The organism is Ruegeria sp. E8, from assembly GCF_056533985.1.
Genome location: NZ_JBQFOY010000029.1, coordinates 1 through 13318 on the forward strand (window position 1 = coordinate 1; position 13318 = coordinate 13318).

Consider the following 13318-nt stretch of genomic DNA (forward strand, 5'->3'; position numbering starts at 1 on the left):
GGGCGGCCTTTCCGCCAAGATCGCCCGCGCCACCTTGAGACAACACGCATCCGCATAAGCGGCCCCGCTCGACACCGGAAGGGGTAGGGCACCCTTAACACGAAGCAAAACACTCAAACAAGGATTTGCCCCATGAGCAAAGTTGAAACATTCACCGCACCGGAAACCATTGAAACCATCACCCTGTCCGATCTCTACCTGTCCGATCTGAACCCACGACAGGAGGTTGCCGAGGAAGGCATTGCCCTGCTGGCCGACAGTCTGGTCATGTGCGGCCTGATCCAGAACCTCAGCGGCCTGCGCGATGCGAATGGTAAAGTCGCCATTGTGGCCGGTGGTCGCCGCCTGCGGGCCTTGAAGATCGCCGTGACCGAACGGACCGATCTGGAACAGGTTCCCGTGAAGGTCACGGACAATCCCTTTGTGGCCGAGCAATGGGCTAGTGCGGAGAACACCGCCCGCGAAGAACTGGACCCGGTGGACGAGGTCCGCGCCTATGGCAAGATGGCGGAGAAATCCCTGTCTATTGCCAAGATCAGCAACGCGTTTGGCGTGACCGAAGCGCATGTGCGCCGCCGCCTCGCGCTTGCCGACCTGCCCACCGCCGTATTGGACGCGCTCAAAGCTGGTGAGATCAGCATGGGGCTGGCCAAGGCCATGACAGTCAGCACCGAAGAAGAGAAAATTCTGGAAGTGCTCGAACAGGCCAAGGAGTGCCGATGGTTTAGTGAGCATGATGTCAAACAGGCTCTGACGTCGGAGGCCGTCAGCAGCACCAACCGCAAGGCCGTGTTTGTGGGGCAGGACGCCTACGTCGAGGCAGGCGGCACGGTCACCGCTGATCTCTTTGCCGATGAAACCCTGTTCAATGATGGCGAACTACTGGATCATCTGTTTGCTGAAAAACTGACGGCAGAAGCAGAGAAACTGCGCGAAGCGGAAGGCTGGGACTGGGCGGACACCCATGACGAAAGCTACATTCCCTATGGGTTCACAGGCACAGAAGGCATGCACCGTCTGGAGATGATGAGCCGGGAGTTCACCGAAGAACAGGCCGAACGGTATGATGAGTTAGCCGAGCTTTATGAGGCTGAAGCTCTGGACGAGGCTGGCGAAAAGGAGCTTGCAGCACTCGAGGACTATGCCGCGCCGTTCTATTCCGACGCGCAGCGCAAGCTGTCCGGTGTGTTTGTCTATGTCGGCAACAATGGCGAGATCAAAACGTCATCGGCCTATGTTGCGGCGGAACATGTGCAAGCCGCCATTGAGGCTGGTATTCTGGCCCCGGTCAAAGAACCAGAGACCAAGGAGAAACCAAAACCGGCCTTTTCGCAGAAGTTCATCGACGACATGGTGGCAATCCGGCTGGCAGCAGTTCAAACGGCTTTGCTGGATAAACCCGATTATGTGTTGAGTCTGTTTGCCTTCACCACCACCCCGGCCTCCGGCCTGACCAGCAACCTGTTTGGGTTTGGTTATGGCGGTGCCGAGCGGAACTCGCCAGAGATTGACGACCAGTTCATCCTCGACCCGCGTCTTGGCGGGGAGCGGGACGCGGCGGCAGAGGCTGCCTATGACCAATTCTACGAGATGTCCGCACAAGGCAGCGTGGAGGCGTTCAAAGCGTTTCGCGAGCTAGGCAAGAAGGTCCGGAATGGAGAGATCACGGCTTTTCTGGCCCGGCGGTTTCTGACCCAACGCCCCGAGTTCATGGCGGAGATCGAGAGTGAGATTGGTGCGGACATGCGCGCAATCTGGACCCCGTCGGCGGAGAACTGCTTCAAACGGTTGAAAGGCTGGCAGCTGGATGATCTCTACAAAGACCTGTTGGACCTGCATGGTGACACCGACATGTTCAAAGCCTTTGCGAAATCCAAGAAAGGCGCGAAGAACGAGGCGATGCACAAGCTCTTCAATGACAAAGAGCATCAGGCGGTATTGGGCGTGTCTGAGACGCAGAAAGCCCGGATCGATGCTTGGGTGCCGGATTGCTTCTGAACCCAACGGGGCAGGGCGCATGGCGCCCTGCCTATCAATCTCTGGCTGTGTCAGCCTGAATGATGAAAACTCAAAGTGGCATTGCGCAAACACCCCGTCGCGCATAGCTAACAGAGGTCGGTCACCCGGCTCATTGTCAAAAGCGATCACTTGATCAAAACGGATTTGGATAGACCCATGGACACCCCTTCAAACCAGCTTGAGAAAGCCGCCCGTCGCGTTTGGAAATCCGCGCAGATGTTTGTCGGGTTTCATACGGACCAGAAGGGCAAACCGCGCGAACAGCCAAAGCTTTGGCCGCCCAAGAACGGGAGCGCGTCGATCCATGGCGACCCGAACGCGCAGGAGGCGATTGTCGTCGTCAAGGCTGCTGATCCTGACGCGGCACAGGACGTGCAGATCAAGCTGCATCCCAGTCGCATTGTTGTGCGCCGCGACGCGGATATGTGGTGGCAGGGTGTGGCCGTGGATGAGCATTGTGTGACGGTGCGAATGGCCGACAATACGATCATCGAAATCCGCCATGACGGGTCGGTGAAGCGCCGCTCGGCAGAGGATGAAACCCATGTGGAAGCGGATGGCAGCATCTTCAAGTTCACCGAATTTGCCGAGGCGCATATGACCGGGGATGGCGTGGAAATGACCCGCCTCACAGAGGATCGCATTGCCACGATTACAGCCGACGGTGTTGTCGATCGCGCGCGCAAGCGTTAGCCTGGTCTCAATACCTCGAGACTTTCCTTCGGTTAAACTTGTGGCCCGCTTCGGTGGGCCTCTTTCTTGTGTGCAAGACTGGTGGCAGAGGCTTGCCGGGGTCGCCTCATTTCCCTCTATAGGCCGTTCCAAACCCATGTTGACTGTTGTCTTCAATCTGGACAATGTCCTGCATTCACATTGGCGCATCTATCTCGGCGTGCATGTGTCGAAGCCGGCTCAAATCCATAAGGAAGCGCAATCAGCATGACCGATGACTGGAACGACTATGCCGATGGTTGGGACGACAATAGCGACGTCAGACGCTATGCGCGTCGCGCTTTCACTACGCTGGACGAGCACCTGGATATTCGTGGGAAGAATTGGCGATCAAAGCGCGTGCTCGACTTTGGATGTGGCACCGGATAGCTGGCGGAGAAAATTGCGCCCTATGTGGAGGAAGTTGTCGCGGTTGATACCTCGGAGAATATGATTGCTGTGCTGCAGGGAAAGCAGCTGCACAATGTTAGAGCAATTCACGGAGATATTCTGGCTGGAGATATTGAGGAGCTGGAGAACGGGGTCTCAGGTTTCGATTTGATCTGCGCTTCATCCGTTTGCGCCTTCCTTCCAGATTACAGTAGCGCCGTGGCGGTGCTGGCGGGTTTGCTCAACAAGGGCGGGCATTTCGTTCAGTGGGATTGGCAAGCGTCGGGCGATGACGGTTTCGGATTGACGCCGAATCAAATGAAGGCCGCGCTGGAGGCGGCTCGGCTTGGTTCAATTCGGGTCGAACGGATATTCGAGTTCAAATCTGACGAGCAGGTCATGCCTGTTCTGACTGGAGCGGGGGTTCGAAATACGGAATGATTTTGTGTTTGGATGCGTGAACAACCATTGCGTCCAGTTGGCCGACCATTGGAATGGCTCGGGCAGCAAAGTTCAATTTAGAGATTTAGCACCGGTTGTTGGTCAGACTCCGCCATTTCAAATTGTGTCCGGCTGATGACCTGATCCGCACAAGCGCGGATCAGGGCCGGACCGTCCGGTCTTTGGCCTCCGCCAATTGGAATGCGCGGCTTGCACCGCAAGCGATCTTTCATTCTTTGCCTCGAGGGTCATGCCGGCCCAGAAAGGCCACCCGCACTCGGAACTGAACACTGCGCCTGTGATGGACCGAGGTGATGTTACTGCCACATATTGTATCGCTTTGTTCAGATGACCCGTGCGCAGCGATCCCAGAAATTCTTGCCTTTCACTTGGCCTGACAGTTTCAAACCCGTTGCCGGAGATGATCCTCGGCTGCGGTGTTTCTAAAGGGATGAACATATGCGGGCAGTCGGGGAAGACGCGCGGTGCCCGGCCCGGGCACCGCGCTTCAACAAGGAATTTCCCCTGCGCCTGCGGCGCATTCCGCGCGGACCAAATTCCCTGCTGACGTCCCCTTGTTGCCCGCTTTTCCCATGTTCATCGAAACACGTCATAGCGAGGATCAAACAATGGCAACTCAAACTCTGAAACTGAACGTCAAGACCGGTGAAAAAGAAGGCAAGAATTTCTGGGATCGCTGCGGGGTTCTCTTCGTCAACACCGATGAGGCCGGCAACATCACCTCAATCCAGGTCCGGCACAGCATGTTCCCCGGCGTCGAGATGGTGGCCTTCCCGAAGCGCACCGATGACGATCCCGTCACCGAATGACAAGAGGGCAGGGCAGCGCAAGCCGCCCTTTCTTGTGCTCCGGCCAAAACCCGGACCACAGGTGCGCCACACGTGGCGCGCATCCTAACGGACGGGCAGGGACAGCTAGCACTTTTCACGGGGCAATCCTGGACGTTTGAACCGGACAATATCCAATGGAAAATCCTACGCGCGCACTGTCTTGCCTTTCCTTGGCTCATTCCGATGTTGCCCACATCTACTGGCCCAAGAATTTTGGAATGCCCTCTCCGCTGGCGGGGCCGAGGGTTATCCAGTCTGGGCAATTTCAACCTTGGGCGAAATTGGCCTGACCGGAGCAGGCTGTAAGCAGAGCCCCCAAATATCTCTGCGTCAGCCTGTGGGTAACCCTCGGTCGGCGATGCCCTGACTGCCAGCGCTAGTTTGGAGTTTTGCACAGACGGAACAAACCGGGATCAATACACTTATTTGTCCTGTACCGTTGTTCGGATCATCTTGGCAATTGCTTTGTCATTTTCCAACATTACTTGCCGGAACAGGCTTCCGACATTGACGCTTGCGCGCAGGGATTTTGGAATACCAACCAGAATTTCCTCCAAGGCGCGTTCGACTTCACCACCTTCAGGAGCCGAAATCTGGAACCGGATCGGTGTACGCACGTCACTCTTGATTTCACCAGTGGCTTTTTTGCGTTTGGTCATTGTGCGTCCCCATTCAGGTTGTTTCGGATCATGTCTGCAATAAGTGCATCGTTGTCTTGCAGAACCTCTTTGAAGAAGGCCCCAAGATTAAAGTTTTTCTGGAAGGCGGCAGGTATGTTGCTTCGGACCTCTTCCAGTGCCGCCGCAATCTCACTGCCGTCTGAGGTTGATATCTGGACCCTGATCGGTTGCCCTGCCACGCTAGGCCCTTCGGATCTCGCAGGCGCATCTTGCTTTGGCCTGCCCGTGGCTGGTTTAGACCTTTTGGGTTTTTGGGTTGGTGCCTGATCTGCGACCGGTTCGGTTTTCGCCGGTTTGGCGGGTTCCGGTTTTAGTTCAGCCGAGGGTTCATCCTGCCCTTGCTTTTTAAGCTCTGTCACGGTCGGCGCGATTTCGGATTCCGACCCCTCAAACAGGCTCTCAATGCTCTTAGGCCGCGACATGATGCACCTCGCTTTCTTTCAAGGCGTTCAGCACATAATCAGCATTGCTCAGCGCCTTCTGGCATCGATCTGCCATGCGTCGGGCATTTAAACGGGCTGTCTGCGTTTCCGCCTGTTCCATGGCCTCCTGAGCAAAACCCATCAACCGCCCGATCGTTGTCCCCGCCCTTAGCGCATCATCCATCGCGGCGGAATCGGTAATGCCACCAATGCAGGTAAACTGCTTTGCCAGAGCTTGTTTGCCCTTCTGGATACCGGCTGACTGCGCAACAGACTGCCGGGTAAACATGATGCGGAATTTTTCTTTCGGGTCTGCCGTGCTGCCAATTTGCTTCAATGCCGCTTCGCAGGATCTGTACGTGACCATGATGGGCTTGTATTCCGCCGACGATCCATCAGACGGGCACAGCACCATGTCTGCGACTGCCATTGCCATAGCGGCGGTCATGCTGGGTTCGCCTTTGGTGTCGATCAGCAGGTAGTCAAAGCCTCCTGCCTTTTCCGCCTCAAGAATGTGGGCATAAGCGAGTTTCGCATTCTCTGCATCTTCCTTGGCAAACTGCCCCGCCTCGATCAGAAGCTCATCAGCAGGGATCGGTTCCAGACCATTTTTGGGATTCAACCATTCCGAGAGTGTCCCTTGTGAGTCCAGATCGAGGATACGGACACGTTTGCCCTGATGATGCAAAGCGGAAGCGAAGGCGACGAGCATGGAAGATTTCCCCGCCCCGCCTTTGGAGTTTACGGCTGCATAGATTTTCAATTTGGTCTCCGGGTCTGCGCCCGAAAGCCACGCCGCGGAGCGGCGTGCCACAACCGGGCTCGCGATTTCAAGTTATCGCGCGATCCCGCACCCGCGCTGAAATCTACGCTATTGCTTTTCTAAGCAATACTCAACCATCAACCACCTAGAAAGCCAATTAACAAATGACGGCAGACACTTGCCACAAGCCCTATGGCAACTTCCATCATGCCTGACACCATCTGGCAAAAGACTGGCGCCGAGTGCCAAACGGCGTTTGGCAGCGATCAAACGGCGGCAGCATAAGGGCATCGGCCACGCACCTACTGCCATGCGGCAACTGGCGTTCGGCAGGCGGCAAACGGTTGCGCCTTGTGCAACAGATCGTCTACATCCTACGCTTACTTTGCGGGATATTAGTGAATGTAGTACCGACATTCATTAGGACTTGCAGTCGGCTTACAGGTCAACTTACAATTGTAGTACGATATGCGCGGCCTGCGGGGGCCTCGCCCGATTTCTGATCGAGGAGAGCCGCCCCGATGCCGTCTGGCATACCCAAATCACTTGTAAAATCCATGCGCTTTGACGAGGACGAGTGGGCGTTCCTTGAACAGCGCAGGAAGGCCATGCGGCTGCGCAGCGTCACTGGCCTGGTGCGTATGTGCCTGCGCGTGGCCTTCGGGATTCCGACCAAAGAAGAATTCCGGACGCTGCAGTTCAAAGAACACCTGGCTCAGCTGATCGGCATGGCAAACAACCTCAACCAGATGACCAGGGCTGCGAACGCAGGGAAGTTCCGGCTCAACAAGCGCACCGAAGATCAGATCGAGGCCATGAAGGTCGAGATCCGCCAGTTGCGTCAGTTGTTCGTGGATTACTCGGATGCGGCCCGTGCACGGTCTTTTACCCGCGCTCTTGAGATTGAGCGGCTGGCGGAAATCCAACGCGCGCATCGTGTGTCACCCAACGCAAAGAGTGACGGATGACCAGCTTGACCACCGCATATGATCCGGCCTGGGACGCGCTCTTTGGAGAGTTTCAGTTGATCCCGGATCTGAAGCCGCGGCCTGGTCAGAACCTTGCGCGGTCGCCGCGGCGACCGGCACAACGAGCGAGCGCATCGAGTGGGGCAGCTGGCATGATCGCCAATGCACTTCTGACCAATCAGGCGGTGGTCAAGGTTGTCCGCGGTGGAAGCGTCACGGCATCCGGGCGTCTGGGTGGCCAGCTGTCTTACATCACCCGCAAGGGCACCGTCGAAATGGAACGCGGCGATACCGGCGAGCTGACGCATGGGATGGATGGCCTGCGCGACGTGCAGGACGACTGGGCGAAGGATTGGGCCCAGATGGATGCGCGTGTCACCAGCTACACCTACCATGTGATCCTGTCTTACCCGAAGGACACAGACCGGGAGGCCGCCAAGCAGGCTGCGCGCAGTTTTGGCGAGCGGCTGACGAATGGTGAGTATGGCGACCGCTACAAATATGTGATGGCCCATCACGACGACACTGGGCATCCACATACGCATCTGGTGATCAGCCGTGCAGGGGCCTTGGGCAAGACTCTTCAGCTGAGCCGGTACGGGATCACCCCTCAAGATCTGCGCGACCTGCAGGTTGAGACCGCACGGGACGTTGGCATTGTTCTAACCGCGACCAGCCGGTTCAGCCGCAACCTGCGCCCCGAGCGCGAAAGCAGCGCGCGGGTTCATGCGCGGCGCGACGGCCGGAATCTGCGCGAGCGGCCAGCTCCCGAGCAGCGCAGCGGTTTTCCCTTATTTGGGATCGGCCGACTACAACCCGTCGCGCGGGACCGGCTGCAGGCCATGAAAGATCAGCGCAACGCGGATTACTCCGCCCTTGGCGAAACCCTCCGGTCGCATCAGGCCGGGGTCGCGCAGGGCATTTTCACAACACAATATCCAGGGCGGGCCGAAACCTTGGGCAATTTTTCAACGGCTGTTCTCGGCGCGGCCAAAATCCTGTTGCGGGGCGGGGTTCTCAGATCAGAGGAAATCGACATGAATACGCAAGTCGCCAACCAGATGGACCCGACCCACGCGTCAGGAATAGACGGCGAGATGAAGGCCATTGGAACCGATGTACGAGAGTTTATCACAGGCATGGACGCCAAGGCCGAGGCTATGGAGAATGAAGAAAAGCGCATCCAGACCGAGGCTGCGATTTCTCGTGTCCTGCGGGATTATGAACCGCTGATGGACGAAGAGACCAGGACGTTCTTTGGCAAGCGCCTGGAGCGGGACGATGAGGTCGAGGTGGGTCGCGATGACGTTGATCCGACACGTCAGCGCCGGGCTGCAGAACAGGATGCAGCAGATCCAACACGCACCCAGCCCATCGGACAGGAGCGGGCAGGCTCAAGTGGTCGGGAGCGGGCCGATGCAAACGATCCGCGCAGCGCGGCAACCAATGCGGTGTTGAAAGACGCCGACAGGCAAGTGGCCGAGCGGTTCGAAACGATGGGCATCAATGGCGATCTGGTCTTGTCGCGCATCCGCAACGGCGCTGACGTGGACAGGCAGACCCGTGAGAACTGGTTTGAACGCGATGTTAAGACCTTGGCGAATGCGCATTCGCTCAGCGAGAACCAGGCGCGGATCGACATGAAGGCCGCGTATAAGGATGCTGCAGAGATCTACCGCGATGCCCGTGGCGAGATCCGTAACATCAACCGCGCCTTTGCAGAGGGCAGGGGAGACGACCTCCTGCAAGAAAAGATCAAGACCGGCGTTCGGAACGAAATCCAGACCATGAAAGGGCAGGGTTTTGATCGGGCCGCGATCGGTGGACGTTTGCTTGAGATTGAAGATCGGGTGCAGCAGCGAGTGACAGGTCGCGCACCGGATCGTGCTGGCGGCGAAGCGCGCTCGGGCCCGGAACAGCAAGGCCAGGTCCCAGATGCTCGCGCCGCCGGCACCGCACCGCAACGTCCCGACCTGGACGCAGGCGTGCGGGGGCAGATCGTCAATGCAGGGTCTGCGCTCTACAAAGAAGACGAGAAAGACAGCATGTCACCTTACGTCGATCTAAAGGCGGACGGTCGCGACAAGCCGTTCCGTGTCTGGGGCGTCGATCTGCCCGACATGATGCAGCGCGAAAATCTCAACATCGGTGATACGGCCACCCTTGCCCATGATGGTTACAAGAGGGTGACGGTCACCAAGACCGATCCAAAGACCGGCGAAGCGAAGATTATCGAGGCAAACCGCCGCGCCTGGAAAGCAACCGACATCGAGCGCGTACCGCGCGACAACGATCGGTCACAGGAACAGGCCCTGTTACCAGATGTTGCGAATGCAAAGGCAGGTGAGGAGACCCAGCAGGACCGCGCCGTTCGGCAGGAGGTCTCCATTGAAACCGGTGTCACGGGTGTAATCGTCGATGCCAAAGAGGCTCTGTTGCGCCCCGATGATCCGCGAGCCAAGTCGTTCTACGTCGATATGAAGGTAGAGGGCAAAGACGAGCCGGAACGGATTTGGGGCACCGCCTTGCAGGACCAGATGGCTCGGAACAACATCTCAATCGGTGACACGGCCACGTTCGTCAAAGTGGGCAAAGAAGAAGTCACCCGGTCACGCCGGAACCCCGAGACCGACGAGCCGGAGCGCGTCAATGTCACCCGCACGGCTTGGGATCTGAAGAGCGTCGATCGACAGATTGACCGTGATCCGGTGGTGCAGGAGCAGCGGCGTCGGGAGCGTTCAGAACGCGCCAAAGGTGATCGGAGCGTCAGCCGATGAGCCGCCATCTGGAAAGTACATTGAATCGAGTGTTCGGAGAGCAATTGCTCTCCGATCCTCTCCTGTCTGAAATCGTTCTGAATCCAGACGGCAGAATCTGGATTGAGCGCAGTGGTGAACCTGCCATGCGCCAGCTGGACGAGCCAATGGGAGAAGACGACGCTTTGGCGCTCGCGCAGGACCTGGCCGGTGAAAATCCCATTTCCAGCAAAACGCCGCTGGCCGGTTCGCAGTTCGAAATCGACGGGTCACTGTGGCGGGCGCAGGTCGCGGTCAAACCTGCCGTTGAGGCTGGCGTAGCATTTGCTCTGCGCCGGGCCGTGGCAAAGCAACTCTCGCTCGATGATCTGATGCAGGGCTTGCCGGATCTGGACGCCAATATGGACGATCTGAAATCTGGCGTTGATCCTGCCGATGAGGCTGTTTTCGACGCTTACGAGAAAAAAGGTTTTGGCGATTTCCTGCGCGCGGCCGTCAAGGCTAAGTGGAACATCCTTTTGTCGGGCGGGACATCCTCCGGTAAAACGACCTGGTTGCGCGCCTGTCTCGGTGAAGTCGATCCTTCAGAGCGGATCATGACCATTGAGGATGTGTTGGAAATCCGTCCCAGCCAGCCCAATGCGGTGTCTCTGGTTGTCAACAAAAACGCATCGAGCAGCGATCTATTGAAATCCTGTCTGCGATTTCGGCCGGAGAGGATCATCATGGGGGAGCTGCGCGGTGCGGAAGCCTATGACTTCCTTTCTGCTATCAACTCGGGCCATCCGGGTGGGATTTCCACGCTGCACGCGGCATCACCGGAGTCCGCCCTGTCGCGCCTGGCGTTGATGGTCATGCAGGCAGATACCGGGCTGACCTATTCCGAAATCCTCGAATACTGCCGGTCAATGATCGACGTGATTGTGCAGTTTCGGAAAACCGGGGATCAACGGCGGCCGGTTGCCGTCAGGGTGCTCAGGCAGAAAGCGGCATAGGTTTTTGAACGCCCGACGGGGAAATGGCCGAAGTAGGTTTTTACGGTCGCGCAGATCTCCCGGTAAGGTAAAGCCGACATTCAAGAAACCCGCGGAGAATGACAGCAAAGAGCCCATTTTGACAAATGCTGCGCCGCGCACGAATGACTTCAAAGCTCTGATTGCTGCCATGGGTCTGCGCAACGATTACCCCTTGCTGATGTTGACCAGACTATCTCCACGCTACGGTGCGGTCCGCCTAAGCTGCCATAGTTATACCGCGGCACGATTGCCGAAAGAGAAATGTTTTTGGCAAATAATGCTACATCTCCTCAGTCGTCACGCAGAGTCAGATCTTTTGACCGTTTTTCGGTTTTCACCTGAAACCCAAAACAGACCCGCCTAACGACGGGTCTGTGTTTCGGTCGAACGATGTATTGGGAGGAACATCGATTGGCCGTTTTGGTCTCGCCAGAGGTTCAACCAAAATGCTCTTTGAAGCGATCAATACAGCGGCGGAAACCGTCTTCGAAATTTCCGTTACCGGGGTGGTAGACACTTTCGAATGATATCACCCCATCATAGGCGTCGGTTTTCAGAGCATCCGCCATCGGCTGAAACTGATCGGTCAGTTGGCCTTCGCCCATTTGTTTGACCGTCAATGTCGCGCGGGGCGTATCGACTTGAACGTCCTTGATGTGGATGTGCCCGAGATAGCCTTCTTTCACTTCGTCATACCCAGCAGGAAACGCTTGTTCGTGACACCAGCAATTGTTGGCCGGGTCCCAAAGTACCTTTAACGTGTCTTTGGCATCCAGATCATCGATCAGCTTACGGGCGGTGTAGTTCGAATTCACCATGGTCCCGTTGCCCGTTTCGACGACCAAAGTCACTCCGCCGTCCTTGGCAACGTCAATCGCCGGTGCAATCAGGGGCAGCATAGCGTCCCATGCACCCTTGGCGACGTTCCACTTTTCGGCACCTCCATACCCCCAAAGGATTTGCTCTTTCTTGGGGGTCATAATGCGAACCAATGGGCTGCCGACCACATGTGCCATGTCGATCACGCGCTTCAGAGAATCCATATGCTTGCTGTGCAGGTCGTCCCCTGGTTTGTTCGCCCCGGTCATTCCCGCGAAGATGTGGCGCGACAGACAGGATACAGGCTTGCCCCGATCCCGAAGCAGCGCGTCAATTTCCCTGATCTCATCCGCAGAGTGATCGCCAACCTCCGTATCGCCGACAAATTGCAGTTCGGCATATTCGAGGTCAAACTCATCCATCACATCGACCGCGTGTTTCAGGTCGCGACTGATGCCATCACAGATAACGCCAAGTTTCATGTTCTTGTCCTTTCTCAGCGATGCAACTCAGCGCCGACAATGTCTTCGATCACGCGGGTGCAGGCCCAGTTGTCGCCATCGGGGAATTTGGTTTTGCCAGCATGGAAAATCTGCATGGCAGATGAAGCAGTATGCATTGGAACGCCGAGCTCTTCGGCCAGATCCAGTGAGATGGTCAGGTCCTTGTGCATGGTGCCGATGCCCGAGCCAGTGTTTTCGAATTTACGGTCGATGATGTTCTCCAGCGCCGTGTTGGTGCATCCGCATCCCGCGCCAGAGGTCGAAAAGACCTTGAACAGGTTTTCGCCCTTCACGCCCGCCTTGGCGGCAAGAACCGACGCCTCAAATGTTGCCGAAAAGATTGAACCGATCAGAGTCTGCAGACATGCTTTTACGGTCTGACCTTGGCCGGGCCCGTCCCCTACGCGGTGAATAGTGGCCGAGACCGCCTCCATCACTGGTTGGAATTCGTCCAGTACGGCATCAGGGGCTGCGGCCATCATGGTTAGTGTACCGCCCTGCGCACCCGGAAAGCCGCCAGAGACAGGGCTGTCGATCAGGTGGATGCCCGAACCGACCATGGCCTCGCCAATCTCGCGGGCCTCACGCGGTTTGATCGTGGCGGTCAGAATGACCGCGCCGCCCTGCGCCATGTGACGGACCAGACCGTTTTCACCAAGAATGACAGCCTTGGCCTGATCGCCGTTCATGACCATGACATAGACTGCATCCGCGTTGGCCCCTACATCTGCAACACTTGCTGCAGGCGTTCCGCCCATTTCAGCCAGCGCCTTCAGGCGCGCTTCACTCAGATCAAACCCGGTGGTTTCGAACCCGTTTTTGATCAGGTTCTTCGCCAGCCCGCTGCCCATATCCCCTAATCCAATGACACCTGCACGTTGCATAATTGTCTTCCTAATGTGTCGTCCGGCCCGGCCGGAGTTGAGGTTTGGCGCCCCATCTTCCGAGGCGTCGATGTGTGCGGGGATTTCAGGCTTTG

General features: G+C 57.3%; 13 protein-coding genes. 8 read left to right on the plus strand and 5 right to left on the minus strand.

The genetic code is table 11. From position 1 onward, the window contains the following. Positions 1-132: 132 nt before the first annotated feature. The 5 genes from ACR0LF_RS22055 to ACR0LF_RS22075 all read left to right on the plus strand — a co-directional run bounded on the left by ACR0LF_RS22055 (position 133) and on the right by ACR0LF_RS22075 (position 4391). The gene (locus tag ACR0LF_RS22055; RefSeq protein WP_480581700.1) at positions 133-1998 is read left to right on the plus strand and encodes a ParB/RepB/Spo0J family partition protein; all 1866 of its coding nucleotides are present in this window, start codon (positions 133-135) and stop codon (positions 1996-1998) included. Between the two features lie 177 nt (positions 1999-2175). Then, positions 2176-2712: a hypothetical protein gene (locus tag ACR0LF_RS22060; RefSeq protein WP_480581702.1), complete on the plus strand. Its 537-nt coding sequence runs from the start codon at positions 2176-2178 to the stop codon at positions 2710-2712. A 246-nt stretch (positions 2713-2958) separates the two neighbouring features. After that, the gene (locus ACR0LF_RS22065; RefSeq protein ID WP_480581704.1) at positions 2959-3120 is read left to right on the plus strand and encodes a hypothetical protein; all 162 of its coding nucleotides are present in this window, start codon (positions 2959-2961) and stop codon (positions 3118-3120) included. A gap of 12 nt (positions 3121-3132) precedes the next feature. Further along, positions 3133-3561, plus strand: a complete 429-nt coding sequence (locus ACR0LF_RS22070; RefSeq protein WP_480581899.1) for a methyltransferase domain-containing protein — start codon at positions 3133-3135, stop codon at positions 3559-3561. Positions 3562-4190: 629 nt separating this feature from the next. Beyond that, on the plus strand, positions 4191-4391 hold the full coding sequence (locus ACR0LF_RS22075; RefSeq protein ID WP_480856473.1) for a hypothetical protein: 201 nt from the start codon (positions 4191-4193) through the stop codon (positions 4389-4391). Between the two features lie 443 nt (positions 4392-4834). Here ACR0LF_RS22075 and ACR0LF_RS22080 read toward each other — a convergent pair whose 3' ends face one another. From ACR0LF_RS22080 to ACR0LF_RS22090, 3 genes are read right to left on the minus strand one after another with little or no spacing between them, the layout of a single operon-like run. Continuing rightward, on the minus strand, positions 4835-5071 hold the full coding sequence (locus ACR0LF_RS22080; protein WP_170717331.1) for a hypothetical protein: 237 nt from the start codon (positions 5069-5071) through the stop codon (positions 4835-4837). Further along, positions 5068-5514, minus strand: coding sequence for a hypothetical protein (locus ACR0LF_RS22085; protein ID WP_480581708.1), 447 nt, complete (start codon positions 5512-5514; stop codon positions 5068-5070). The genes ACR0LF_RS22080 and ACR0LF_RS22085 overlap by 4 nt, the downstream gene beginning before the upstream one ends. Then, complete coding sequence (locus tag ACR0LF_RS22090; protein ID WP_480581710.1) at positions 5501-6277, minus strand: AAA family ATPase; 777 nt, start codon at positions 6275-6277, stop codon at positions 5501-5503. Before ACR0LF_RS22090 ends, ACR0LF_RS22085 begins: the two co-directional genes overlap by 14 nt. 521 nt (positions 6278-6798) lie before the next feature. On the opposite strand from ACR0LF_RS22090, the gene ACR0LF_RS22095 reads away from it, so the two are divergent. From ACR0LF_RS22095 to ACR0LF_RS22105, 3 genes are read left to right on the plus strand one after another with little or no spacing between them, the layout of a single operon-like run. Then, positions 6799-7245, plus strand: coding sequence for a MobC family plasmid mobilization relaxosome protein (locus tag ACR0LF_RS22095; protein ID WP_480581711.1), 447 nt, complete (start codon positions 6799-6801; stop codon positions 7243-7245). Continuing rightward, positions 7242-10022 (plus strand): relaxase/mobilization nuclease domain-containing protein, encoded by a 2781-nt coding sequence (locus ACR0LF_RS22100; RefSeq protein ID WP_480581713.1) that lies wholly within the window; start codon positions 7242-7244, stop codon positions 10020-10022. Before ACR0LF_RS22095 ends, ACR0LF_RS22100 begins: the two co-directional genes overlap by 4 nt. Beyond that, positions 10019-10996, plus strand: coding sequence for an ATPase, T2SS/T4P/T4SS family (locus tag ACR0LF_RS22105; protein WP_480581715.1), 978 nt, complete (start codon positions 10019-10021; stop codon positions 10994-10996). The genes ACR0LF_RS22100 and ACR0LF_RS22105 overlap by 4 nt, the downstream gene beginning before the upstream one ends. A 458-nt stretch (positions 10997-11454) precedes the next feature. Here ACR0LF_RS22105 and ACR0LF_RS22110 read toward each other — a convergent pair whose 3' ends face one another. Then, positions 11455-12318, minus strand: coding sequence for a sugar phosphate isomerase/epimerase family protein (locus ACR0LF_RS22110; protein WP_480581717.1), 864 nt, complete (start codon positions 12316-12318; stop codon positions 11455-11457). 14 nt (positions 12319-12332) lie between these two features. Continuing rightward, a complete protein-coding gene (locus ACR0LF_RS22115; protein ID WP_170410384.1) occupies positions 12333-13223 on the minus strand; it encodes an NAD(P)-dependent oxidoreductase in 891 nt (296 codons plus the stop codon). Between the last annotated feature and the right edge of the window lie 95 nt (positions 13224-13318).